Genomic DNA, 24,322 nt, shown 5'->3' with positions numbered 1-24,322 from the left:
CAGCTTTGTCAGTGAGTGTGCTTGCAGGGCGGCACCGGGTCGGCGCCGCCCTCATGCCAGGGGTGGCATTTGCCAAGCCGGCGCAGCGTGAGGCAGGAGCCCCGCACCACGCCGTGCAATTCGATGGCTTCCTGAGCGTAGTGCGAGCAGCTCGGATAGAATCGGCAGTGATTGCCCAGAAATGGGCTGATGGCATACCGGTACAGGGAGATCAGGGCAATAAAAAGACGACGCATCAGTGGTCTCGCGCCCGTGGGGCGGTGGCGGTGTGTCGTGACAGCTTTTGCCATTGTGCTTCCAGCGTGGCGAACAGTGAAGCGTTATCCAGATCGTCCAGGCCGCGGCGCGCCAGAAAGACGATATCAAGAGGCTGGGCTGTAGCGGGCAGGTGCCTGAATGATTCCCGCACAACGCGTTTGATGCGATTGCGTTGCGCAGCCTTGCGCACGTTCTTCTTGGCAATCACCAACCCCAGCCGGCTCTTTGCTCCGTCCGCGGGACGCGCCAATAGTAGCAGGTTTCGATGCGAAGCTTTCACTGTGGCTCCATCGAAAACGGCCCGATAATGGGCCGCATTCAACAGGCGCCGGCATTTGCCGAAAGCCGCAGGTGTCGGTTCGCTCTCAGTGGCTGCGCCCACAAAGGCTCTCCGGCATCAGGCAGACAGGCGCTTGCGGCCTTTCGCACGACGGCGGCTGAGTACCAGGCGACCGTTCTTGGTGGCCATGCGGGAGCGGAAGCCGTGGGTGCGCTTGCGCTTCAGGACGCTGGGCTGAAATGTTCTCTTCATGACTCTGTTCCAGTAGGAAGTAATAAATAGAAGGCTGATTCTCCGCCTGCCCCGTGGATGGTGCTGCACGGCAAGCACGGTGGAGTACCGGGCCGCAAAAAGGTTGGGTATTCTAGAGAAAGGGCGCCCTGAATTCAATGTTCACCTGCAGCTTTATTTTCACGCCTGATAACCGCTCTGATGCGGGCCCCAGAGCGAGCTGTGAAAGCCAGTGGTGGCGGGCTTTGTAGTAAACAGCGCACACGTTGCCCCAAAGATACGCACAGGTTATACACAGATCATGTATTCACATTAACGATTCATAAACTGCGCCTAAAAAATAGGCATATATTTATTAAGTATATGATTTATAAGAATAAATTGGTTTTAAAAAAAACGCGTTGAGGTGTGGATAACTCACCCGTGGGAGAGTATTATCTCGGCATCGGGATCGAAAAGCCCGAAGTGCCACCAACGCGCGGATACACGCCGCGCGATTTGCGAGTAAGTTGTTGTGAGGGTCAGTTAAGGGCCTTCAAAGGGGAGTATTTTGCCAGACGTCATATGGCAGCAGTGTATCAGTCGTCTTCAGGACGAGTTGCCAAGCCAGCAGTTCAACACCTGGATTCGCCCGCTGCAGAGCAGCCAGGACGGTCAACAACTGACACTGTTTGCGCCCAACCGATTCATTAAGGATTTTGTCAGCGACAAGTTTGCGCCGCGGATCAGGGAGCTATTGCAACAGATCGCGCCTGCCGAGGTGCCCCGGTTGGCGCTGGAAATTGGTCAGGGTCGGGATCTTGAACAGGCTCGCGCGGTGCAGCCAGCGCGCAGCGCCGTCGACAGTGATAATGCTTTTGTGGCGCCGGCAGTATCCGGCTATGCGGTGAGTGGCGGTGCCACCGCGCTGCGCAGTGTAGCGGCGCCGAGAATGCAGGCGGTTGCGCCACAGTCACCGCGACAGGAGTTTGGCCTGGCGGCGCCTGCCCTGCGCGGTCGGTCGGCCCCGGATGACACACAGCAGCAGAACCTGGTAGACACTTATACCTTCGACAATTTCGTGGAAGGCAAATCCAACCAGCTTGCTCTGGCGGCGGCGCGCCAGGTGGCTGAAAACCCGGGTGAGGCCTATAACCCCCTGTTCCTTTACGGAGGTGTGGGCCTGGGTAAAACCCACCTGATGCATGCTGTCGGTAATGCACTGAAGCACCAGAACCCCGAGGCCAAGGTGGTGTACCTGCATTCCGAGCGTTTCGTAGCGGACATGGTGAAGGCACTGCAACTGAATGCGATCAGCGACTTCAAGCGCTATTACCGCTCGGTTGATGCCCTGTTGATCGACGATATCCAGTTCTTTGCCAAGAAGGATCGCTCCCAGGAAGAGTTCTTCCACACCTTCAATGCCCTGCTTGAAGGGGGTCAGCAGATGATCCTCACCTGCGACCGCTACCCCAAGGAAATAGACGGCCTTGAAGAGCGCCTGAAGTCGCGGTTTGGTTGGGGGCTCACCGTGGCTGTCGAGCCACCCGAGCTGGAAACCCGTGTCGCGATTCTCATGAACAAGGCCGCCCAGTCGCGCATTATCCTGCCCCCGGATGCCGCCTTCTTTATCGCCCAGCGTATTCGTTCCAATGTGAGGGAGCTTGAGGGCGCGCTTAAAAGAGTGATAGCGAGCGCTAACTTCACCGGTCGGCCGGTCGATGTTGACCTGGTCAAGGAGAGCCTCAAGGATTTGCTGGCACTGCAGGACAAGCAAGTCAGCCTGGATAACATCCAGCGCACGGTCGCAGAGTATTACAAGATCAAGGTTGCCGACCTCATGTCGCGGCGTCGCAGCCGTTCGGTGGCACGGCCACGGCAGGTGGCTATGGCGCTGGCCAAGGAACTGACCAACCACAGCCTGCCGGAAATCGGCGATAGTTTTGGTGGCAGAGACCACACGACAGTATTGCACGCATGCCGTAAAATAAAGGAACTTCGCGAAACCAACTCTGATATTCGGGAAGATTACAAAAACTTGCTGCGCTCACTCACGACGTAGGCGCGTACGGAAGGAACCTGGATTTATGAAGTTCTCGATTTCACGGGATGCATTGCTCAAGCCCCTTAACCTGGTTGCCGGTGTGGTTGAGCGGAGACAGACGCTGCCGATTCTGTCCAACGTGTTGATGGTGTTGGAAGGTGACCAGTTGTCACTCACAGGGACCGACCTGGAAGTTGAACTGGTGGGGCGCGTAGCACTGCCGTCCCCGGTCTCTGCGCCAGGCGAAGTCACCGTACCGGCCCGCAAGCTGGTGGATATCTGCAAGTCGCTGCCGGAAGGCAGCGAAATACAGTTCACCGTTGAAGACGGCAAGGTGACGGTGCGCTCCGGGCGCAGCCGCTTCACTTTGTCCACGCTACCCGCCAGAGAGTTTCCCGCCGTCGAAGAAGGTGTTGGTACGCACCGGTTTACCGTCAAGCAGGGTCAATTGCGGCGCCTGATTGACCGTACCGCGTTCGCGATGGCACAGCAGGATGTACGCTATTACTTGAACGGGATGCTGCTGGAACTCAAGGGTGGTCGCTTGCGCGTGGTCGCCACCGACGGGCATCGGCTTGCAATGTGCACTCTGCCCTCCCCCGTTCCAGTGGACGAGGACACCCAGGTCATCCTCCCGCGCAAGGGCGTGCTTGAGTTGTCGCGTCTCCTCCTCGAAGAAGACCAGGACATCGCGATGGTGCTGGGCAGCAATCACCTGCGAGCCACCACCGACGGCTTCACCTTCACATCGAAGCTGGTCGATGGGAAGTTCCCCGACTACGAGCGTGTACTTCCCCGCGCGGCCGACAAGATCGTGTTGGGTTCGCGCCTGGAGCTGCGACAGGCCTTTACCCGCACCGCGATTCTCTCCAACGAGAAATACCGCGGTGTGCGCTTGAAGGTCGCCCCCGACGTCATCGAAATCGTCGCCAACAACCCTGAGCAGGAACAGGCGGAGGAACAGGTATCCGTTGATTACCAGGGTGATTCGGTAGAGATAGGCTTCAACGTCAGCTACCTGCTAGACGTACTGGGCGTGCTCAGCGGTGAGCAAGTCAAACTTTCGCTCTCTGACCCGAACAGCAGCGCATTGCTGGAGGAATCGGAAGACGGCGATTCGCTCTACGTTGTTATGCCCATGCGGTTGTAAAAGGCGTTTTTGTTAACCCAGCTGCAGATTCACCATATCCGAAATCTGTCCCAGGTCGCGCTCCGCGAGCTGGGACAGGTCAATATATTCTTCGGTCCCAACGGTAGTGGCAAAACGAGTATTCTGGAGTCTGTGCACATGCTGGGCATGTCGCGCAGCTTTCGCACCGGCACACCCCGCACTCTGGTTGCCCACGGTGAGCAACGTTGCACGGTGTATGGGGTTACCGAGTTCTCCACTGCGGGTCAGCGCGCCGCGGTTGCCGTGCAGCGCGATGTCAGCGGTGAGTTACAGATCAAACTAGCGGGTGAAAAAGTACGGTCGGTCGCGGAGCTGGTTGCCCATTTACCCCTCCAGGTGTTGAACGCCGCGTCCTTTGACTTGCTCACGGGTAGCCCTGCCGCGCGCCGCCAGTTCCTGAACTGGGGTGTGTTCCACGTGGAACAACGCTTTTTTTCTGAATGGCAGCGATTTCAGCGGTGCGTAAAACAGCGCAACAAGCTCTTGCGGCGTGGTAAACTGGAGCAGTCCGAGTTGTCGGTATGGACCCGTGAGTTGGCCACCTCCGGTGAACAGATTCACGCGTTCAGGCAGGCTTACTTTGAGGCGCTCGCGCCGCGGTTTCGGGCGATCATGTCCGAACTTTCGCCCGCGCTGGAGGGCTTGGAGTTGCGTTATCGCAAGGGGTGGGATAAGTCACTTGCGTATGCGGCGGCCCTCGCTGCCAGTGAGGTCGCCGACCGAGAGCAAGGGTACACGCATGTCGGCCCCCAGCGTGCTGACCTTCGTGTTACGGTGTCTGGGTATTCAGCGGCGGAAACCTTGTCGCGGGGCCAGCAAAAGCTGGTGGTGTGCGGCCTGAAGCTGGCTCAAGGGCAAATTATGTCCGAGGCACAGCCACGGGGATGCGTATACCTCGTGGATGATTTGCCGTCGGAGCTGGATGCACAGCACTGCAGGCAGGTTTGCGAGGCGCTTACGGCGCTGCAGGCGCAGGTGTTCATCACCTGCGTCGATGCCTCCGACCTTGCGGGTATGTGGCCTGATGGCGTAAAGCCCCTGATGTTCCACGTGGAACAGGGCAGTGTTTCGCTGAAGTCGGTTGCTGCGAGTTAGATCGAAAGCTCCGCTCCCCGGGGCGCGGGCGATCTGGATTCCGCGAGGTCGCGCAGGGCTGGAGTTACGGGTTCAAAGCGGCGCGCAACGGGATCGGGATCCGGCGTCGAAATTATAAGCCGAGTGCGCATTGGCGCGTCGGTAGCAGAGAGAAGAGAGTTATCCAATGACTGACAATGAGCAAAACTACGATTCCTCCAGCATTAAGGTTCTGAAGGGCCTTGATGCCGTCCGCAAGCGTCCGGGCATGTACATCGGCGACACGGACGACGGCACTGGCCTGCACCACATGGTCTTTGAGCTCGTGGATAACTCTATCGATGAGGCCCTGGCAGGCCACTGCAGCCGGGTGGATATCGTGATTCATCCGGATGAGTCGGTCACCGTGAGTGACGACGGCCGCGGTATTCCCACCGAAATGCATGAGGAAGGTGTTTCCGCGGCGGAAGTGATCATGACCGTGCTGCACGCGGGCGGCAAGTTCGACGACAATACCTACAAGGTCTCTGGGGGCCTGCACGGGGTGGGTGTGTCAGTGGTGAATGCCCTGTCCCGGGAACTGGTGCTGACCATTCGCCGCGAGGGCAAGCGCTATGAACAGATCTACCACCACGGTGTGCCCCAGGCACCGCTGGCGGTTATCGGAGATACGGAAGGTACGGGCACATCGGTACGTTTTCACCCCTCCCCCGACACCTTTACCAACATCCTCTTCCACTTCGACCAGCTGGCTAAACGCCTGCGCGAACTCGCGTTCCTCAACTCCGGCGTCAATATTCGCCTGAAAGATGAGCGCTCGGGCCGCGAAGAGAACTACCAGTATGACGGTGGCCTGCGCGCCTTCGTCGACTACCTGAACAACAACAAGACCGCGGTGAACAAACCGTTCCATTTCCAGGTGGACCTGGAGGACGGGATTGGTGTTGAGGTGGCACTGCAGTGGAATGATGCCTTTGCAGAGAACATCTTCTGCTACACCAACAATATTCCCCAGCGCGACGGTGGTACCCACCTGGCGGGCTTCCGCGCCGCGCTCACCCGCAGCCTGAACAGCTACATCGAGCGCGAGGGCATGGCGAAGAAGGCCAAGGTGTCTACAACCGGTGACGACGCCAGAGAAGGCCTGACCGCGATCATCTCGGTGAAGGTGCCGGACCCCAAGTTTTCCTCTCAGACCAAGGACAAACTGGTCTCCTCCGAGGTGAAAACAGCCGTTGAGCAGGCAATGAACACCTTCTTCAACGACTACCTGTTGGAAAATCCCGGTGAAGCCCGTGCCGTTGTCGGCAAGATGCTCGATGCGGCCCGTGCGCGGGAAGCGGCGCGCAAAGCCCGCGAGATGACGCGGCGCAAGGGTGCCCTGGATATTGCCGGCTTGCCGGGCAAGCTCGCAGACTGCCAGGAGAAGGACCCGGCGCTGTCGGAAATTTATCTGGTAGAGGGCGACTCGGCCGGTGGCTCTGCGAAGCAGGGCCGCAACCGCAAATTCCAGGCGATTCTTCCCCTCAAGGGCAAGATCCTCAACGTCGAGAAGGCCCGGTTCGACAAGATGCTGGGTTCAGCCGAAGTCGGCACTATTGTTACGGCGTTGGGCTGTGGTATCGGCAAGGACGAGTTCAATCCGGAGAAGCTGCGTTACCACAGCATCATCATCATGACCGATGCGGACGTTGATGGCTCGCACATCCGCACCCTGCTGCTGACCTTCTTCTTCCGCCAGATGCGCGAACTCATTGAGCGCGGGCATATCTTCATTGCCCAGCCGCCGCTGTACAAGATTTCGCGCGGCAAACAGGGGCAGTACCTGAAAGATGACGAAGCGCTCAACCGCTACCTGACACAGGCTGCACTGGACGGTGCCGCCATTGTTGTGAACCCCGAGGCGCCGCCCATTACCGGTACGGGCCTGGAAGAGCTGGTGGAGCGGTTCCGCAAGGTCGCGGCCACCATCGACCGCTTGGGCCGCCTGTATGCCCCGCCGGTGCTTTGGCAGATGGTCTACGGCGCCAGCCTGACCCTGGACCAAATGCGCGATGAGGCCGCTGTCATCACCTTTGCGCAAAGGTTAAGTGAGTGCTTACAAACCGTGGCGCCCAAGGGCGCAGTGTATACCGTCAGTGTGCGGCGCGATCAGGAGCGGCAGACCCACTACCCTGTGGTGAAGCTGTTGGCACACGGTGTGGAAACGGAAACCGAGTACCGGCACGAGTTCTTCTCCTCCGGCGAATACCGCAGTCTGGTCGCCCTGGGTGAAACCCTGAACACGCTGATTGATGAAGACGGCTACTTCCAGCGCGGCGACAAGACCTTCCCCACCCGCAGTTTCGAGGAGGGCCTCACCTGGTTGATGGCAGAAGCACGCAAGGGCTATAACATCCAGCGCTACAAGGGCCTGGGTGAGATGAACCCGGAGCAGCTGTGGGAAACCACCATGGACCCGGAAGCCCGTCGCATGCTGCAGGTGACGATCGAGGATGCCATCGCGGCGGACCAGATTTTCACCACGCTGATGGGCGACCACGTGGAGCCCCGGCGCGAGTTCATCGAGCTGAATGCGCTGTCGGTGGCGAACCTGGACGTCTAACGGCCCACCCCGCGGCTGGTGGGACCAACACGGGAGCACCCATGACTGCGACTACAACGCCAATCGAGGTTCGCGGTATTGCCATTCGCGCGCGGTCCGGCGCACCGATGGCAACCATACCCAGCGCCCCTGTCACTTGTCTCGCCGGTGTCCAGGGTGACGCCCGTGGCCGCCCCGGCAAACGGCAGGTCACCGTGCTCAGCCTGGAAAGCTGGGAAGCGGCCTGTGCGGAACTCGGTACCCTGCTCCCCTGGACACAGCGCCGCGCCAACCTTCTGGTAAGTGGTATGGTGTTCGGGCCGGAGACGGTGGGCCAACTGCTGCATTTTGGCAGCCTGACCCTGGAGATAACCCGCGAGACGGACCCGTGCCGGCGCATGGACGCCGCCTGTCAGGGGCTGCAGGCGGCGCTCAGGCCAGACTGGCGAGGGGGGGTGTGTTGTCGCGTGTTGAGTGATGGCGCACTGGAGGTGGGGCAACAGGGCCGGTTTGCGCCTGCACCCGCACAGGGCACCCTGCAGCTGACGTGATCATTCCCCCCGGGCTCGATGTTGCCACAACCGTCCTGCTACTGGGTTGCTCCACCCTGACGTCACTCTTGACCGCAACGCTGGGTGCCGGCGGTGGCGTACTGCTGCTGTTGCTGCTCTCACTGTGGTTGCCGCCCGCCATCATCATCCCCGTGCACGGTCTCATCCAGCTCGGCTCCAACGGTGGACGCGCCGCACTCACCTGGCGCCATATCGATTGGCGCTTGCTGCGCGCATTCGCGCCGGGTGTTGCCCTGGGTGTACTGGCGGGCGCCCTGCTGCTGGTCACCTTGCCTCCTGCGATCTGGCAGCTCAGCATTGGCCTGTTCGTGCTGTACCTCTGTTGGGGCCCGCCCCTGCCCCGCGCCGCGCTGGGGGCCACGGGCACTTTTGCCGCCGCCGCCCTCACCAGCTTCGCCAGCCTGTTTGTCGGTGCTACTGGGCCTCTCGTGGCCGCCTTCGTGAAGCAGACCCAGACAGACCGCTACCGCACGGTGGCGACCTTTGCGCTTGCCATGGTGCTGCAACACGCGCCCAAGTTGCTGGTGTTCGGCACCGCTGGTTTTATTTTTCGCGACTGGTTGGCGTTCGCCCTGGCCATGATCGCCGCGGGCTTTGCGGGCACTTGGCTCGGCGTGCGTCTGCTGGGCACTGTCAGTGATCGGCGTTTCAGCCGTCTGCTTAATGTTGTGCTGACAGTATTGGCCTTGCGTCTGCTGTGGCAGGCGGTCGATGCGCTGCTCGGCAGCAGCGCGGGTTTGTCGGTCTAGCTCAGGCCGCCGTGAACAACAGGCGCGCGTGACCTGCGTCGTCCATCACGTCAAACACCGGGCGTAGTGGCATACCGATACACATGTCATCCGGCGTCACGCCGGTCAGTGCGCTGTTCATGTTGAACCCCTCGCTGAACGTGACGATGGCGAGGTTCTGCAGCTCGGGGCCGGCGAACCCGGGCAGCGTGGGGACCCGCGCGATAGTGAAGGAGCACAGGGTTGCCGCGCCGGATACTGGCGTCCAGGCCAGGTCGTGAGAGGCGCAATGTGTGCAGTGGCGGCGCGGATAAAAGACCCAGCCGCGGCAACGCTGGCAGCGCGGGATGAGAATGCGTTGCTCGCGCAGTCCATCCCAGAATGGCCGGCTAATGTCGGTGGGCCGGGGGATCATAGCGTTCATCTTCAGGCTCCTGTCAGGATCAATGCACCCTGCTCACTCATCACGCCACCCGTGCCGGAGACGAAGGCGGTATCGTGTTGACGCAGCTGGCGCTCACCGGCATCGCCGCGAATCTGGGTGACCGCTTCTATCAGTTGCGACATACCCCCGGCCGCGCCTGCCTGGCCGAAGGACAGCTGGCCACCGTGGGTATTGAGGGGAAAGTCGCCGCGCCAGGTGAGATCGTGCTCGCGCAGAAACGCCATGCCTTCACCCTTGGTGCAGAACCCGGCATCTTCCAGGCTCAGCAACACGGTGATGGTGTAGCAGTCGTAGATTTGCGCCATGTCCATATCGGCGGGCGTCAGCCCCGCCATACCGAAAGCGCGCTGTGCCGCGCGGGCAATCGGGGTCACGGTCATGTCCCGGGCGTAACTGGGTGACTTGAAGTCCAGCTGTTCGCCACAACCGCGAATGCGCACGGGCCGGTGGCGGCAATCGCGCGCCAGGTCGTCGGCGGCGACGATAAAAGCGGCACCCCCGGCAACGGGCATGACGATTTCAAGAATATGCAGTGGGTCTGCCACCACCTTGCTGTTCAGTACATCGTCCACGGTGATGGGCTGGCCATGGAACAGCGCATCCGGGTTGGCCTGCGCGTTGCTGCGTTGGGCCACCGCGATACCCGCCATGGCGGCGACGTCGTAGCCGTAGCGGTGTGCATACTGCTGGGCGATCATGGCGTAGCCGGTATTCTGGCCCATGTGTCCGTACGGCAGGTCGAACTCCGCCTCGGGCGCTCCAAAGCGCTGGCTGTGGCCGCCCAGCTGCATTGCCGCCGCGAAGGCGGCAGGGTCGGCGTCCGGGTCCGGCGGCGTCAGGCGCCCGGGTATCACGCAGAGAACAGCGCGGCACAGCCCGAGCTGAATGGCGGCGGCGGCGCGCCAGGCCATGGCTACGGCACTGGTACCGCCAAGGTCCACAGTCTCGGCGAAGCCAACCTGCAACCCCAGGTACTCTGCCACCACCGCTGGCACGAAGGCAGTGGCCTCGTTGAAGTGCGCGCCGTTCACCGCCAGGCCGTCGATGTCCTGCAGCGCAAGCCCGGCGTCAATCAATGCCATGCGAGCCAGGTCCGCCATCTGCTCAAGGTGAAACATCTGTGGCGCAGTTGTGTATTTTTCCGGCCGATATTGGGCACAGCCCACAATCGCCGCCTTGCCTGTCAAGCTCACTCGCGTCTCCCCTCCCGGTGCACGCCGCGGTTGATTCCGTGGGGCATCATGGGACAGAACCGCACCGCACCCAAGCCCTGCGGCCCTGGTGGACCGGTAAAAGGCCCGGTCGGCTTGACGCAATGAACCGATCGTGGAGAAAACCCGCCGGGCCCGGCGGGGCGCCGTTTTCTTGACCTCGCGCATGGCGCAGGGCCGCTGCCCTGTGGACTGCCAACCTCTGATGCGGTCGATTCCGGCCAGTCTGTCCACCCCGCGTAACACTATATCTGGTGTCCGCCCTAAAAAAGTGCCCCCCATATGGGGCTTTTGCCTTGCTCTTGGCCGCCGCCTTCCCGCACACTAGTAACGCTGCCAGCACACACGGGGAAGAGGTCATGGGAGAAGTGGTCAAGGCGTTACACACGGTGGTCGATATCGGGTTGCAGGACGCATCGCTGGATATCTGGGACAAGAAATACCGCCTCCAGGACCGCACTGGCGAGCCGGTCGACAAGGACATCGCCGACACCCTGAAACGCATCGCCCGTGCGCTTGCGGACGTTGAAGACACCGACGCTGCACGCAAACAGTGGTACCAGCGCTTCCTGTGGGCTCTGCAGAATGGTGCACTGCCTGCCGGCCGCATCATTTCCAATGCCGGCGCCGAGGCCTACAAGCCCGCCACCTCCACCATCAACTGCACGGTGTCTGGCAGCATCACTGACTCCATGGATGACATCCTGCAGAAAAACCACGAGGCGGGCATGACGCTCAAGGCCGGCTGTGGCATCGGCTACGAGTTCTCCACCCTGCGTCCGCGCGGTGCTTACGTGAGTGGTGCAGGGGCTTACACCTCTGGCCCGCTGTCCTTCATGGATATCTACGACCGCATGTGTTTTACCGTTTCCTCGGCCGGCGGGCGTCGCGGCGCCCAGATGGGCACCTTCGATATCCACCACCCCGATGTCATGGACTTTATTCGCGCCAAGCGCGAAGACGGCCGGTTGCGGCAGTTCAACCTGAGCCTGCTGATTACCGATGAGTTTATCGAAGCGGTGAAGGCGGAGGCGGACTGGGCGCTGAGCTTCCCCATGACGGTGAAAGAAGTGGAGGGCGCCGGGCTCGACCTGCAGAACGACAGCAGCATTGTGTGGCGGCACTTCCCGGTCACCCAGGGTTACGTCAGCAATGACCGGGGTGAGGTGGCGTGCCGCATCTACAAGACCGTCCCGGCGCGCCGGCTGTGGGACATGATCATGGCCTCGACCTACGACTTCGCCGAGCCGGGCTTCATTCTCATCGACCGCGTCAACCAGATGAACAACAACTGGTGGCTGGAAGATATCCGCGCGACCAATCCCTGTGTCACTGCGGATACCTGGGTGCAGACCGGCGAAGGTCCCCGGCAGGTTGCCGCGCTCACAGGCTCTCCTTTTCTTGCGCGTGTGGACGGCTGTGACCACGCCAGTGGCGCGGAAGGCTTTTTCCGCACCGCAACCAAACCCGTTGTTCGTTTGCAGACCCGGGAAGGGCCGGCGCTGCGCCTTACTGCCGACCACCGTGTGCGTCGCGTCTCCAGCCTGAATCGCTGGCGCGTGGAAACCGAATGGTGCGCAGCGGGCGAACTGTCTCCCGGCGACCAGGTGTTGCTCAACGACCACCGCAGTGCCGCACAGTGGCCCGGCGCTTATACTCGTGACGAGGGTTACCTGATCGGGCTGCTGATTGGCGATGGCACGTTGAAGGCGGACAAGGCCGTGCTCTCGGTGTGGACCCGCCCCCTTGCAGTCAATGAGGGTGGCTGCGCCGACGGGGTGGAAGGGGTCATGGCCGCAGCGCTGGCAGCTGCGCGCAGCCTGCCGCACCGCGCCGATTTTGCCGGTTGGCAGAAAGTGGCAGGGCGCGACGAATACCGGCTTGCGACCGGCGCACTGCGCCAACTGGCACATGGGCTCGGCATGACACCGGGCGCAAAAGCCATTACGCCGCAGGTGGAGACGTCTTCCAGCGATTTCCACTGCGGCCTGTTGCGCGGCCTGTTTGATGCCGATGGCTCGGTCCAGGGTTCTCAGGCCAAGGGTGTCAGCGTGCGGCTGGCACAGTCGAACGTTGCCACACTGGAGGCGGTGCAGCGCATGCTTTTGCGTCTGGGTATCAACTCTACCCTGTACCGCGAGCGCCGAGCCGCGGGCGAGGCCTTGCTGCCCGACGGTCGTGGCGGCAGTGCTCTGTATCCCACCCGTGCGCAGCACGAATTGGTGATCAGCGGCGCCAACATGGCTGAATTCGCGCAACGCGTAGGTTTTGCCGACACGGCCAAACAGGCGCGATTGGACGAGGCGCTGGCGCGCTACGAACGGCGTTTGAACAGGGAGCGCTTTGTCGCCACTGTGGCGGCTGTCGAAGCGGATGGCGTGGAGGATGTGTACGACGTGCAGGTTCCGGGCATCAATACCTTTGACGCCAATGGCCTGCACGCCCACAACTGCGGCGAACAACCCCTCCCCCCCTACGGCAGCTGCCTGCTGGGGTCCATCAACCTGACCCGCCTGGTGCTGGACCCGTTCACCGACAAGGCCCGGTTCGACTGGGATCGCTATCGCGATGTGGTCGCCGTGTTTACCCGCATGCTTGACAACGTGGTGGAGATCAACGGTCTGCCGCTGGAGCAGCAGCGCCATGAGATCGCCTACAAGCGTCGTCACGGTATGGGTTTCCTGGGCCTGGGGTCTACCATCACCATGCTCGGCATGTGCTACGGCGATGAAGATTCCCTGACCTTCACTGAGGAAGTGGCGCGAGAAATGGCGCTGGTGGGTTGGGAACAGGGTGTGCAACTGGCCGAGGAAAAAGGCCCTGCGCCGATCATGGACGACCTGTTCGAGGTCACACCCGAAATGCTGGCGGCGCGCCCGGAAATGCAGCGCGACGGCATTGCCGTGGGTGACCGCCTGCCAGGGCGGGTCCTGCATGCGCGTTACAGCCGCTACATGCAGCGCGTTGCCGCGGTGGCGCCGGAGCTGGTGGAGCGCGTGGCGGAGCGCGGTGCGCGCTTTACCCATCACTCGTCGATTGCGCCCACGGGCACCATTTCACTGTCGCTGGCAAATAACGCCAGCAATGGCATCGAGCCCAGCTTCGCGCACCACTACGCCCGCAACGTGATTCGCTCCGGGCGCAAGACAAAAGAAAAAGTGGACGTGTTCTCCTTCGAACTGCTGGCCTATCGCAGCCTGGTGAACCCCCGCGCCATGCCCTACAGCGAGCATGACGAGGAGAAGCTCCCCGACTACTTCATCGTGGCCGACGCCGTGACCCCCAAGCAGCACGTGGATATCCAGGCGGCGGCGCAAAAGTGGGTGGATTCCTCCATCTCCAAAACCGCCAATGTCCCCACGGACTATCCCTTCGAGGATTTCAAGGACATCTACCTGTACGCCCACGGCGAGGGCTTGAAGGGCTGCACCACGTTCCGCTTCAACCCCGAGGCATTCCAGGGCGTGCTGGTGAAAGAGCAGGACCTCGAGAATACGCTCTACCAGTTCACACTGGAGGATGGTTCCACGGTGGAGCTGAAAGGCAATGAACAGGTGGAGTACGACGGCGAAATGCACACGGCCGCGAATCTGTTCGATGCCCTGAAAGAAGGTTATTACGGCAAGTTCTGAGCCCGGAGACAGCGATGACGGTCAAGATTGGCAGCAAAATAGTAGGCTATAAGGTGGTGCCCAAGGGCGCAACGCCGGAACCGGTGTCCGGCGACCGCGAGGCAGTGCCGGCCAGCAACGTGGTGCACATGCACGAGGCATTCCAGCGCCCCGAGCGTCTTGTGGGGTCGACCTACAAGGTCAAGACGCCGATGTCCGAGCATGCGCTCTACATTACGGTGAACGACGTGATTCTCAACGAGGGTACCGAGCATGAGCTGCGCCGGCCCTTCGAGGTGTTCATCAACTCCAAGAACATGGAGCACTTTCAGTGGGTGGTTGCCCTCACCCGCCTGATTTCCGCGGTATTCCGTAAAGGTGGCGATGCCACCTTCCTGGTAGAGGAATTGAAGGCGGTGTTCGATCCGCGCGGCGGCTACTTCAAGAAAGGCGGGGTGTTCATGCCATCGATCGTGGCGGAGATTGGCTATGCCATCGAAGACCACATGAAGCACATCGGCCTTATCGACAGCAAGCTGGATGAACACCAGCAGAAATTCCTCGAGGAAAAACGCCGCGAGCTCATGGGCGAGAGCGCCAATGGGGCCGCGGACGAGGCGGCAGGCGATGCACCCGCCTTCCCGCCCGGTGCCAGCCTCTGTTACAAGTGCAACACCCAGGCCGTGGTGTTGATGGATGGCTGCATGACCTGTCTCAACTGTGCCGATTCCAAGTGCGGGTAACCGCGCTTGCCGGGGCGGGGCGACAACCTGGATGGCTATGTACTCGACAACATGGAGGGCGCGGTCGACCTGGCGGCTTTTCTCGCACGTACTGACACGCCGGTGGCGATCGTGGGAGCGCGCGGCACCGGTAAAATGTATATCGCGCGTATTTTCCATACGCGCGCAGGGTTGAGCCCGGACACGCTGGTCGCCATCGATTGCCGCGAATTCCGCAACCGTGACGATGCCAATCGGCGCATACGCCACGCCCTGCAGGGCGGTGCGGGGAAAACCCTGGTTTTCAAATCGCCCCAGTTGATGAGCGCCGATGCCCAGCTGCGCCTTGCCCGCCAGATTGCCACGCGTCAGGTTCTGGACAGTGAGCCGCCGACCTACCTACCCGCCATGCGCTTCGTGGCGCTGTTTCCGGATAGCCTCAGCAACCTGCTCGCCAGCGGCGAGTTGCAGCCGCGGCTGGCGAGTGTATTCGCGGCCTACCCGATTCGGGTGCCGCCCATGCGCCACCGCCAGCAGGCCATTCTGCGCTGGGCACACAAGATCCTTGCCCAGGAGTGCGCCCTGCGCAATGTGGTGGTCAAGGGCTTTACGCCGGAAGCGGAGCAGGCACTGCGTGAACACCCCTGGCACGGCAATATCAGCGAGATTCGCCAGCGGGTGGTGCACGCGCTGGAGCGTCGCCCCGGCGGCGCCTGGCTGACGCCGGTGGAACTGAAGCTGGCGCTTGGTGACCGCTCGCGCAGTGCCGGCGTCGCGTCACCGCTGCGGCGGCGCGACCGCGAGACGGAGGGTTACACGCCGAGTGCGCTGGAAGAGCTGAGGCAGGCCCTGGCTGATTTGCTGCAGCAGTGTGTGCACAATGAACAGGCTCTGCCCCTGGGCAGCTGGCTGCAGGACGAGGTGGTGCTTGCCGCGCTGGGTCGTTACGCCGGCGACAGCGGGCTCGCGGCCCGTTTCCTGCAGGTGCCGCGGCGCAAGCTGTCGCGCTGGCGCCCGGGTATAGAAGGCCGCCAGGCGCAGCGCAGCGGCTGCGCGGCGTGGGTGGAGCCGGCCCGCCTGGTAACGGACTGGGTGCGCGGCCTGGGCCAGGGCGGGAACAGTCCGCTCGACGAAGCCGAGGCGCTGTTGCTGACGCTTCTGGAAGACTGCCGTGAGCAGGCGACCATGGCGCAGCGCGCCGACCTGCTCGGGGTCTCCCGCCCGACCTACAGTCGCCGTCTGCAGGCGCAAGGTCACGCTGCGCAGGCGGTGGCCCATGGCTAGAAAGCCGCGGGTCCACAGTACGCCCACCACCGGCGGCAATGCGCCGAAGCCCACACCGGGCAGCGACAGCCCGACGCCGGCGGCACTCGCGAGCGCGTTCGCCACACTGGGTGAGGAGCCGCCTGCCCCTCCCCTGGGTTTTTCCGCACGGCTGAACTTGTTGCTGGATTTGGCGGCGGTGGTGCCCGCGCGCATCGAAGGCCGTGTGCTCGGTGTGCTCGCGATCAATCCCGCGTGGAAAGAGCTCGAAGTGCGCCGCTGGCTGCAGCAGGACCAGCTGCCCGATCGCGCTGAACTGCGCCGGCTGGTCAAGCTGCTTGTCGCACAGCTGGGGCCGGAACACGACGCTTTGCGCTGGGAGGCGTTTCTGGTTTACGGCTCGCCGATTGTGGGCTCACCCGTCGAACACCTGCTGTATCGCGAGGACCGCGGGCGCCGCGACATCGCCTCGCGCATCTTTGCCCTGCTGACAGAGCAGTACGCCATTCCCCCCTCCAGCTACGACGCCGACCTGGTCTTCCAGCGCTGCCTCAAGCTCATGCAGCAATTCAATATCTACGAGTGGGAAGACTTCCAGGCCGGCCACATGGAGCCGTTTCGCAGCGTGCTTTTCCCGGAAACCTCCTGAAACGTACGCGAGCTGCGCCTTTTACCGAAAAAAGGCAAATTAGTGCTTGCAGTCGCGGAGGCACTACTAAAATACTGTGACGCACAGTAACAAGCGAGAGAAGTTATGCCTGATCACAATGAGGCCCAGGATGTCAGTGGCATCCGCGTGGCCATCATCGACGATGCCAAGACCATCCGCATGATGATGTCGCATACGCTCAAGCAGATGGGCTGCGAGGTGGAAACCGCCGAGGATGGCTATCAGGGGCTCGCCCTGCTGCGACGCTTCAAGCCTGATATCGTGTTTCTGGATATCACCATGCCGGAGCTGGACGGCTACCAGACCTGCAGCCTGATCCGTCACGCAGAGGACACCCGCGATTTGCCGGTGGTACTGCTCTCCTCCTCCGACGGCATTTTCGATATTGCCCGAGGCCAGGCGCGCGGCGCCAACGCACACGTGAGCAAGATTCCGCCTGACCCGGTGCTGCGCCAGTTGATTCATGAACACACCCGGGCGCACGAGGCGGCCTGAGATGGACGGGGCCTTCACTGCCCTGCAGGCGTTGCATCAGCGATATGCCCAGCGTACTCCGGTGCTGCCCCCCGTGGCGGCGGAAGAACCAACCTGGTCCGGCGCGGCAATCGGCATCGCCGGCGTGCCGCTGGTGATTGCCCACGGCGATGTGGATACCGTGATTGCCCTGCCGCCGTTGACCCGTATTCCGGGCACCTGCAACTGGGTGCTTGGCGTGGCGGCCCACCAGGGTGAGCTGCTGCCGGTATTCTGTGGTGATACCCTGTTCGCCGAGCGCCTGTCACCGGGCAGACGCCGCGAGTATTGCCTGGTCTTTCGCCAGCCCGGCCTGCACTTCGGTGTCACCCTGAGCCACGTGCGCGGCAACATCACCTTGCCCTTGGCAGAGCGCAGCAGCGCGATGCCGCTTGAGGGCCTGTTGGCGGAATGCTGCGACGGCGGGTTCCAGCGTGGCGAGGAATTTCTCGGCCTGCTGGACGGCGCCCGATTGCTTGCCAGTGGCGCGCTCGCTGATACCAGTGCCCTGCCCGCTGACCCTGTTGAGGAAGCTGTACCATGAGTCAGACCGTTTTGCTCGTTGTTGTCATAGTCCTGTTGATTGCCCAGGGCCTTACCGGTTTTCTGCTGTGGCAGGCTCGCCGTGGTGCCGGTGCAGCGGGGGGCGCTGACGAGGGTGTGCTCGTCGCCTTGCGTCGGCTGGCAGACGGCGACCTCACCGCGCGCGCCGAAAGCGCCGCGCCGGCGACCGCAGCGATTGCCGAGCAACTGAATACCGCGCTGTCCCGGCAGCGCGAGCTGGTCTCCGAACTGCGGGTGCCATTCGAGGGGCTTGCGGCGGAGCTGCACAAGCTCGGTAAGAACAGCCTCGGGCACAGTGAAACCAGCGCTGGTATGGGGCGTCAGTTGGAGGAAGTGAAATCCGCGCTGTCGCGTGAGGTACAGGCAGCCGAGGACATGACCAGCATCAGTAAACAGGCGCGGGAGGCCATGGGGCGGCATCGTCAGCTGGTCAGCCGCGGACAGACACTCGCCACGGACATGGCGCGCGCCTCCTCGGATGTCCGCGAATCCATGCAGGAGACCTCCAAATCCGCCAAGCGTCAGGGCGAGCTGATCCAGTCAGTGACCACGGCGGCGGAATACATCCAGTCGCTGAACACGCGCATATCGGTGGTCGCCATCAATACGCGCATTGAGGCAGAGCGCGCCGGTGAGCACGGGCGGCCCTTTCTCGGTATCGCCGAGGCGATTGGCGACTTGTTGCGCGAAGCGGAAGAAGAGGGACGCAAGATCACCTCGGAAGTGCGCATGCTGCAGAACCTGTCGGCGGAGAACCTGAACAGCCTGGAGCACACGGTGGGCGCCGTTGTCACGATCCTCGAGTTTGTGGAGCGTATTGATGCATCGCTGGAAGACATCAACCATGGCGCCGCCTACCTGCTCGATCAGGTCGACTCGCTCGGCAATACCACGCAGCAGTCTGCCGATACCGTGCGGCGCCTGCACGGACTGCTGGGTGAGGTGCGGGAGCAGAACCGTGCCCTGCGTGAAGGTGCCGAGGCCACCCAGCAGGGGATTGCCACACTGCAACAGACACTCTCTACCCTCGGCCGCAACCTGGCCCGGTTGCGCGTTGACAGCGCGGGCAGTGCCCTGAATGTCTGAGCAGCAGGCAAACACCGCGCGCCAGGGCATTGACCGGGTGGATCTGCGCCGCTTGCGCGAGCCACTGCAGACGTCGCTGGATGCGGCAGAGGCGGCGCTGATCGACTACAGCCGCGATATCCAGCGTCGCGAACCCCTGCTGCACTGCCTGTGGTCGGTACACCATATAACGGCGGCACTGGGTGCCCTGCGGCTGCACAAGGCGGAGATGCTCGCACTGGAGATGGAACGCGGGTTCCTGCGCCTGTTACGCGGTGACGTGGTTGCAGAGCGCCGCAACCTGGTCATGGGTGGCCTGATGCGGGCGATCAAAACATTGCCCGCCTATTTCGACCACGTTGAGCAGCTGCGCCTGGACAGTGGGCGCGGCCTGGAGCCCTGCGTCAATGACCTGCGCCGCTGGGCCGGGGAAGTGCTGCGGCCCCCGGCCCTGTTTTTCCATTTTCCGCTGCCGGTCGACTGCGGTATCGCCAGCAACGCGCAGCGGCCGGGCGAAGAGGCAATCCGGCGCGGCGCCGATGTGATGCTGGCCCCCTACCTGCAGGGCGCCAAGGGTGTATTGGGTTCGCGACCCGGTGCAGAGAGTGCGCGCACGCTGGCGCGCATCGCGCAAAAAATGCATGGATTCATGAGGGGCACTGTGCAGGAGCCGTTCTGGCTGTTGCTGATTGCGCTGTGTGAAGCGCTGGCCGCGGAGTTGGCCGAGCCGGACGAGAGCATCGCGCAGATCTTCAAGGCCGGCGCCTTCATGGTGAAATACGCGCGGGAGCACGGCAGCGCGGCGGACCCGGCGATGGATTACCCCGCGTATATACAACAGGGGCTGTATTACATGGCCGCCTGCCCGGTACAGCCCCTTTATGTGGCGCACGTGTGGAAGGTGTTTGGCCTGACCGGGCACACCCTGCGCGATGCACAACGCGGCCTGATTCACAGCGACGCCCTGTTGGCCGCCTGCAACGCGGCAGCCGCGCGGCTTGCCGGGTTGATTGACACGCTGGAGCAGGCAGACATGGAGGCGGTTGCCACGGGGCGTGCACCGCGTCCCGAGGAGGCGGTCGGGCAGCTGCAAGGCATCCGCCTGCGCTTGATCGCGGCGGGCGAGGAGCAGCTCGCCGAGGATCTGCGCGGTGCGGGCGACCTCCTGGAGCAGCTTTGCGCCGGGCGCCTTGCCGAGCACCCCGGGCGCTGTCGGCAGGCTGTGTTGACCCTGGCGCGGACCCTGGTGGAGACACACCTTGCGGTGTCCAGGCGCGTGCTGTTGCACGGCGAGCAATCGAGCGTCGCGCCTTCGTTCGCCGTACAGGCGCCTTTGATATTTGCCACGTCTGCCCGCCTTGACCAGCTGCAGGAGCAGCTGCAGCAAGGCGATGACGATGAGCTGCGACAGGCGGCGGCGGGCGACCTCGACAGTATGGAGCAGGCGCTGGCGCTGCAGGGTATGCCGCGACCGGCCGCTGTAGCCGGCCTGCTGGGTCGCTGGCTGGCTGTTGCGCGCGAACCCTTCACAACTGATGAGCCGGCAGCCATGCACTTTGCGCAGTCACTGGCCTGGCTGTCGCTGTATTTTGAACGCCTTGGCCTGGATCAGGCGGCGGCCCCCGAACTGCACGAAAACCTGCTGGACGCCGCGGAGCGCGAGGCGGGCTGTCTGCAGCCCGCGCGGGAAGCGGCAGACGCCGCCCCGTCACAACCGAGCGCCGAACCTGCGCCTGAAGAACCGACTGAAACTATCCCCGCAGCCTTCCGCGAAGTGTTTCTGGAAGAGTCGCAGGAGATTATCGCGCGTTTGCAGAGCGAGCTGCCAGCCTGGGTGGAAGCGCCGGCACGCGACGATCGCTTGCGGGAAATCCGTCGCCATTTCCACACCTTCAAGGGCAACGGTAACGCCGTCGGCCTGTTTACCCTCGGTGACCTGGGCCGGGACGTGCAGGATCTTCTCGATCGGGTTCTGGAAGGCCAGCATCCCATGGATCCCGCGCTGCCGGGCCTGCTCGAGGAAGTGCTGGAGGCACTGCCGGAGCTGGTCGCCACCTGCGGCGGTGCCGGCGATTTTGATGCGTGGCGGGTGCGCGATTTACGCAATCGCTGTATGAACCTTGGCCGGGGGGGCGCGGATGGACAATAAGCAGAACGAGCCCACAGTCGAGGAGCTGCTCCGGGAACCCTGGACACAGCCGCTGCTCGCGCAGTGGGGCGAGCATGCATTGCGCTGGCTGCTGAGCCGGCGCCTGGATGAGCCCGAGGAAAAACTGTTTGCCGTGGCCGGCGAGCGCCTGCATCGACCGGGTGCCGCGCTCAGCGATCAGGAAGCCCAGCTGGGCGCGCGTCACATGATGGGTGGCGCGGTAGCGGATGATCTCTCGGACTTCATCGAAGAAGAAATTGTATTGACCTCGGTCAGTGACTCCAGTGGCATCTACGGCGGTCGCGGCGGAGACAGCGGTGCCGGGCGATCCGAGGCGCCGCGACAGGAGTTTATTGCCGTGCGCCACGCCCGGGGTGCCGACCCACTGGCGGATAGCGCTGCACTGGCGCATCTGGCAGGGGCCGACGTCCTGAACCTGGGGCCGCCCCCTGCCCTGCCCAGTACGATACAGCGCGACGAGGCTGATTTGTCGGCTGCGGTGGAGGCATCCGGCGCGCCGGCTTCGCCACAGTCCGCTGCCGTTGCCGTCGAGCAGGACGTAAAGGCCGTGCCGCCCGCAACTCAGGAAGCGGAGCCGGACGCTGTGACGGCGTTTGCCGCCGAACCATCGACACCAACGCCTGCCCCAGAGTTTGCGCCACCGCCGCCACCGGCCGCCGCCGAGCCCGTGCCGGAACCGGAGCTGGAACCACACTCGGAGCCGGAACTGGAGCCGGAACTGGAGCCGGAAGTGGAGTCAGAACTGGAGCACGAACCGGAAGCGGCCTCAGAACCAGCGCCGGTCCCCGAGCCCATCGATCCGGCGTCGCCGGAGTTGTCCTGGTGCGTACCGCGGGATATCACCTTCAACTTCAGCACACGCGGTGGCAGCGAACTGTTCCAGGATTTTCTCGATGCGTTCATTGAAGAAGCCGGCACCGAGCTGGAGAAACTGGAGGACGGGCTGGGCGCCTGGGAGCGCGAGCCGGCCGGGGCCGATGCGCCGAGGCAGGTATCCCGGGTCCTGCATACCCTCAAGGGCATCGCCAAGGGTGTGGGCCTGCAACGCTACGGTACGCTGATTCACAATTTCGAAACCCTGCTCGACCGGCTGCCCTGTGAGTCCGGCGGTGAGGTGCAGTACTTTCGCATTATCAACGCCTGGCTGGACGCGACAGTGCGTGGTTATGATCATATCCAGCACACCCGCAACGACGTTGCCAGCGAGCTGCCGCTGCAGCAGGACGCGCCTGCGCCAGCCGCCAGCGACGGCGGCAGCGCAAGCAGCGGCGCGGCGCAGCTGCAGCCACTGGCACCCGGTCAGCGCCGGGAGGACCGCAAAATCGCCGATGCCGGCGCCCAGGCCCTCGGCGCGCAGCAGACTATCCGCATCAGCCCCGACGCCCTCGATTACCTGCTCAACCTGGGCAACGAGGTGCAGAAGCTCGGTGTGCGCGCCTCCCAGAGCACCTTGCAGAGCAAGCGCGCCACCGGCGAGCTGTTGAGCCGGCTCGGTTCGCTGCGCACCCACATCGGGCGTATCTCCGATCGCGCACTGCTCAGCGCCACGGACACACGCAGCGGGCCTGATGCTGAACTCGATGCACTGGAAATGGACCAGTACTCCGACATCCATGAGGCGGCGAGCATCCTGCGGGAAGCGGTGGACGACCTCGATGAACTGGCGCGACTGGCGGGGCGGCATACGTCGGCGGCGGAAGCACTGCTGAAACAGCAGGCCGGCATGGTCGCCTCCTTGGGGTCGTCCATCCGCGCGGCGCGGGTGGTGCCCGTGTCCCGACTGATGCCCGGCTTGCGCCGCATCGTGCGCACGGTCAGTGCGGAGCTGGGCAAGGCGGTCAATTTCCGGGTTATCAGCGAAGCGGGCAAGCTCGACCGCGACAGCCACGCCTGCTGCCAGATCATTCTCGAACACATGGTACGCAACGCGCTGGATCACGGTATCGAGCCCCCCGCGGAGCGCATCAGTGCCGGCAAGTCGGACACCGGCGTCATCAGCATTGATGTGCGCAAACAGGGCACGGACTATGTGGTGTCCCTCAGCGACGATGGCCGCGGCATCGACCCGCAGCGCATGCGTGAACAGGCGCGGAAAAAGGGCCTGGACGTGGATGTAGACAGCCTGAGCGACCGCGAGGCCCAGCGCCTGGTGTTCCATCGCGGCTTTTCCACGGCGGACAAGATCAGCGAGATCTCCGGTCGTGGTGTGGGCATGGATATCGTGATGGGCGAGTTGCAGCGTATTGGTGGCGATATCGAGATCGAGTCCAACCTCGGCCGCGGCACTACCTTCCGCATTCGCATGCCCTCCAATATCAGCGTCAACGGTGCGCTGCTGGTAACGGTTGCCGACACGGCTTACGCCATTCCCTTCGACGGCCTGATTGGCGTTGAGCATGTACCGGTGGATGAATTTCTGCAGGCAGTGCAGGAGCAGACCGACCTGCCCCTGTTGGGGCGTCGTTGCGAACCCGCGTATCTGGCGGGGCTGTGCTCGGGTGTGCCGCTGCCAGACCGCGATAACTGGGGTGCCACGGTACCGGTTATTGTCGCGGGCGCGGGGCAACGGCATATGGCCATTGCAGTAGATCGGGTCGAGGAGGCACTGGAGCTGGTGATCCGTTCGCTCGGTAGCCAGTTTGCCAACCTGCCCTGGGTTGTCGGTGGCACCACCAGTGCCGACGGCAAGGCCATTGTGGCGCTCAACCTCAATCAGCTGGTGACCCGACAGGCCGCTGAATCGGTGCCTGCCCTGTCGCTGGAGCCGGTGGCCGATGTCAACCTGCTGGTGATGGTGGTGGACGATTCGCGCACCCAGCGCATGGTGGCAACCAGCCAGTTGCAAAGCCTCGGCGTGGAGACAGTCACGGCGGAAAATGGTCTCGCCGCGATTGAGCTGCTGACGGGCCTGCACCGGTTGCCGGATGTGATTCTGCTGGATATCGAGATGCCCCTGAAAGACGGCATCCAGACTCTGCGCGAGATTCGCCGCTCCCCGCGGCTGCAGGCCATCCCCGTGATCATGGTGACCTCGCGCACCGGGCCCAAACACCGTGCGCTCGCCGAACAGGCGGGCTGCAGCGGTTACATGGGTAAACCGTTCAACTTCCCACTGCTGGTTGAGCAGATTGCGGAATTGACCGGCTACCCGCTGCGCTTGTCCTGAT

The 24,322-nt window shown here is 63.0% G+C and carries 20 protein-coding genes; 15 read left to right on the top strand and 5 right to left on the bottom strand.

Going from position 1 to position 24,322, the window contains the following annotated elements; all coding sequences use genetic code 11:
- Positions 1-8: 8 nt before the first annotated feature.
- The 3 genes from yidD to rpmH are packed head-to-tail and all read right to left on the bottom strand — an operon-like array spanning position 9 to position 790.
- Positions 9-236 carry a membrane protein insertion efficiency factor YidD gene (gene yidD / locus G533_RS0110975; RefSeq protein ID WP_027949989.1) on the bottom strand — a complete coding sequence of 76 codons (228 nt, stop codon included), beginning with the start codon at positions 234-236 and terminating at the stop codon, positions 9-11.
- On the bottom strand, positions 236-640 hold the full coding sequence (rnpA, locus tag G533_RS21645; protein ID WP_051230213.1) for a ribonuclease P protein component: 405 nt from the start codon (positions 638-640) through the stop codon (positions 236-238). Before rnpA ends, yidD begins: the two co-directional genes overlap by 1 nt.
- 15 nt (positions 641-655) lie before the next feature.
- Positions 656-790, bottom strand: a complete 135-nt coding sequence (gene rpmH, locus G533_RS0110965; RefSeq protein WP_027949988.1) for a 50S ribosomal protein L34 — start codon at positions 788-790, stop codon at positions 656-658.
- A 529-nt stretch (positions 791-1,319) separates the two neighbouring features.
- Between rpmH and dnaA the strand changes: the two genes are divergently transcribed.
- The 6 genes from dnaA to G533_RS0110935 all read left to right on the top strand — a co-directional run bounded on the left by dnaA (position 1,320) and on the right by G533_RS0110935 (position 8,942).
- Positions 1,320-2,810, top strand: a complete 1,491-nt coding sequence (gene dnaA, locus G533_RS0110960; protein ID WP_027949987.1) for a chromosomal replication initiator protein DnaA — start codon at positions 1,320-1,322, stop codon at positions 2,808-2,810.
- A gap of 25 nt (positions 2,811-2,835) precedes the next feature.
- Positions 2,836-3,942, top strand: a complete 1,107-nt coding sequence (gene dnaN, locus G533_RS0110955; protein ID WP_027949986.1) for a DNA polymerase III subunit beta — start codon at positions 2,836-2,838, stop codon at positions 3,940-3,942.
- Positions 3,943-3,951: 9 nt separating this feature from the next.
- On the top strand, positions 3,952-5,058 hold the full coding sequence (gene recF / locus G533_RS0110950) for a DNA replication/repair protein RecF (RefSeq protein WP_027949985.1): 1,107 nt from the start codon (positions 3,952-3,954) through the stop codon (positions 5,056-5,058).
- Positions 5,059-5,224: 166 nt separating this feature from the next.
- Positions 5,225-7,642 carry a DNA topoisomerase (ATP-hydrolyzing) subunit B gene (gene gyrB / locus G533_RS0110945; RefSeq protein ID WP_027949984.1) on the top strand — a complete coding sequence of 806 codons (2,418 nt, stop codon included), beginning with the start codon at positions 5,225-5,227 and terminating at the stop codon, positions 7,640-7,642.
- A 41-nt stretch (positions 7,643-7,683) separates the two neighbouring features.
- Entirely contained in the window at positions 7,684-8,172 is a 489-nt protein-coding gene (locus G533_RS21640; RefSeq protein ID WP_205622600.1) for an MOSC domain-containing protein, read from the top strand.
- A complete protein-coding gene (locus G533_RS0110935) occupies positions 8,169-8,942 on the top strand; it encodes a sulfite exporter TauE/SafE family protein (RefSeq protein WP_035527654.1) in 774 nt (257 codons plus the stop codon). Before G533_RS21640 ends, G533_RS0110935 begins: the two co-directional genes overlap by 4 nt.
- 1 nt (position 8,943) lies before the next feature.
- Here the strand turns inward: G533_RS0110935 and G533_RS21635 are convergent, their stop codons facing one another.
- Together G533_RS21635 and G533_RS0110925 are read right to left on the bottom strand one after the other, a co-directional pair.
- The gene (locus tag G533_RS21635; RefSeq protein WP_035527717.1) at positions 8,944-9,345 is read right to left on the bottom strand and encodes a Zn-ribbon domain-containing OB-fold protein; all 402 of its coding nucleotides are present in this window, start codon (positions 9,343-9,345) and stop codon (positions 8,944-8,946) included.
- Between the two features lie 2 nt (positions 9,346-9,347).
- Entirely contained in the window at positions 9,348-10,559 is a 1,212-nt protein-coding gene (locus G533_RS0110925) for a thiolase family protein (protein ID WP_027949982.1), read from the bottom strand.
- 377 nt (positions 10,560-10,936) lie between these two features.
- On the opposite strand from G533_RS0110925, the gene G533_RS0110920 reads away from it, so the two are divergent.
- The 9 genes from G533_RS0110920 to G533_RS21620 all read left to right on the top strand — a co-directional run bounded on the left by G533_RS0110920 (position 10,937) and on the right by G533_RS21620 (position 24,321).
- The gene (locus G533_RS0110920) at positions 10,937-14,209 is read left to right on the top strand and encodes a ribonucleotide reductase barrel domain-containing protein (RefSeq protein WP_051230212.1); all 3,273 of its coding nucleotides are present in this window, start codon (positions 10,937-10,939) and stop codon (positions 14,207-14,209) included.
- A 14-nt stretch (positions 14,210-14,223) separates the two neighbouring features.
- On the top strand, positions 14,224-14,931 hold the full coding sequence (locus G533_RS0110915; RefSeq protein WP_027949980.1) for a TSCPD domain-containing protein: 708 nt from the start codon (positions 14,224-14,226) through the stop codon (positions 14,929-14,931).
- A gap of 6 nt (positions 14,932-14,937) precedes the next feature.
- Positions 14,938-16,194: an AAA-type ATPase lid domain-containing protein gene (locus G533_RS0110910; RefSeq protein ID WP_027949979.1), complete on the top strand. Its 1,257-nt coding sequence runs from the start codon at positions 14,938-14,940 to the stop codon at positions 16,192-16,194.
- Positions 16,187-16,822 (top strand): hypothetical protein, encoded by a 636-nt coding sequence (locus G533_RS0110905; RefSeq protein WP_027949978.1) that lies wholly within the window; start codon positions 16,187-16,189, stop codon positions 16,820-16,822. Before G533_RS0110910 ends, G533_RS0110905 begins: the two co-directional genes overlap by 8 nt.
- Positions 16,823-16,927: 105 nt before the next feature.
- Positions 16,928-17,338 (top strand): response regulator, encoded by a 411-nt coding sequence (locus tag G533_RS21630; protein WP_084638934.1) that lies wholly within the window; start codon positions 16,928-16,930, stop codon positions 17,336-17,338.
- A 1-nt stretch (position 17,339) separates the two neighbouring features.
- On the top strand, positions 17,340-17,900 hold the full coding sequence (locus G533_RS0110895) for a chemotaxis protein CheW (RefSeq protein ID WP_027949977.1): 561 nt from the start codon (positions 17,340-17,342) through the stop codon (positions 17,898-17,900).
- A complete protein-coding gene (locus G533_RS0110890; protein ID WP_027949976.1) occupies positions 17,897-19,006 on the top strand; it encodes a methyl-accepting chemotaxis protein in 1,110 nt (369 codons plus the stop codon). The genes G533_RS0110895 and G533_RS0110890 overlap by 4 nt, the downstream gene beginning before the upstream one ends.
- Entirely contained in the window at positions 18,999-21,134 is a 2,136-nt protein-coding gene (locus G533_RS0110885) for an Hpt domain-containing protein (RefSeq protein ID WP_027949975.1), read from the top strand. Before G533_RS0110890 ends, G533_RS0110885 begins: the two co-directional genes overlap by 8 nt.
- Positions 21,124-24,321, top strand: coding sequence for a hybrid sensor histidine kinase/response regulator (locus G533_RS21620; protein ID WP_027949974.1), 3,198 nt, complete (start codon positions 21,124-21,126; stop codon positions 24,319-24,321). Before G533_RS0110885 ends, G533_RS21620 begins: the two co-directional genes overlap by 11 nt.
- Position 24,322 lies beyond the last annotated feature (1 nt).

This window comes from Haliea salexigens DSM 19537 (assembly GCF_000423125.1).
In the GTDB taxonomy this organism is placed as follows: domain Bacteria; phylum Pseudomonadota; class Gammaproteobacteria; order Pseudomonadales; family Halieaceae; genus Haliea; species Haliea salexigens.
The sequence above is the reverse complement of the archived record's forward strand: the minus strand, read 5'-3'. Positions and strand labels throughout refer to the sequence as shown.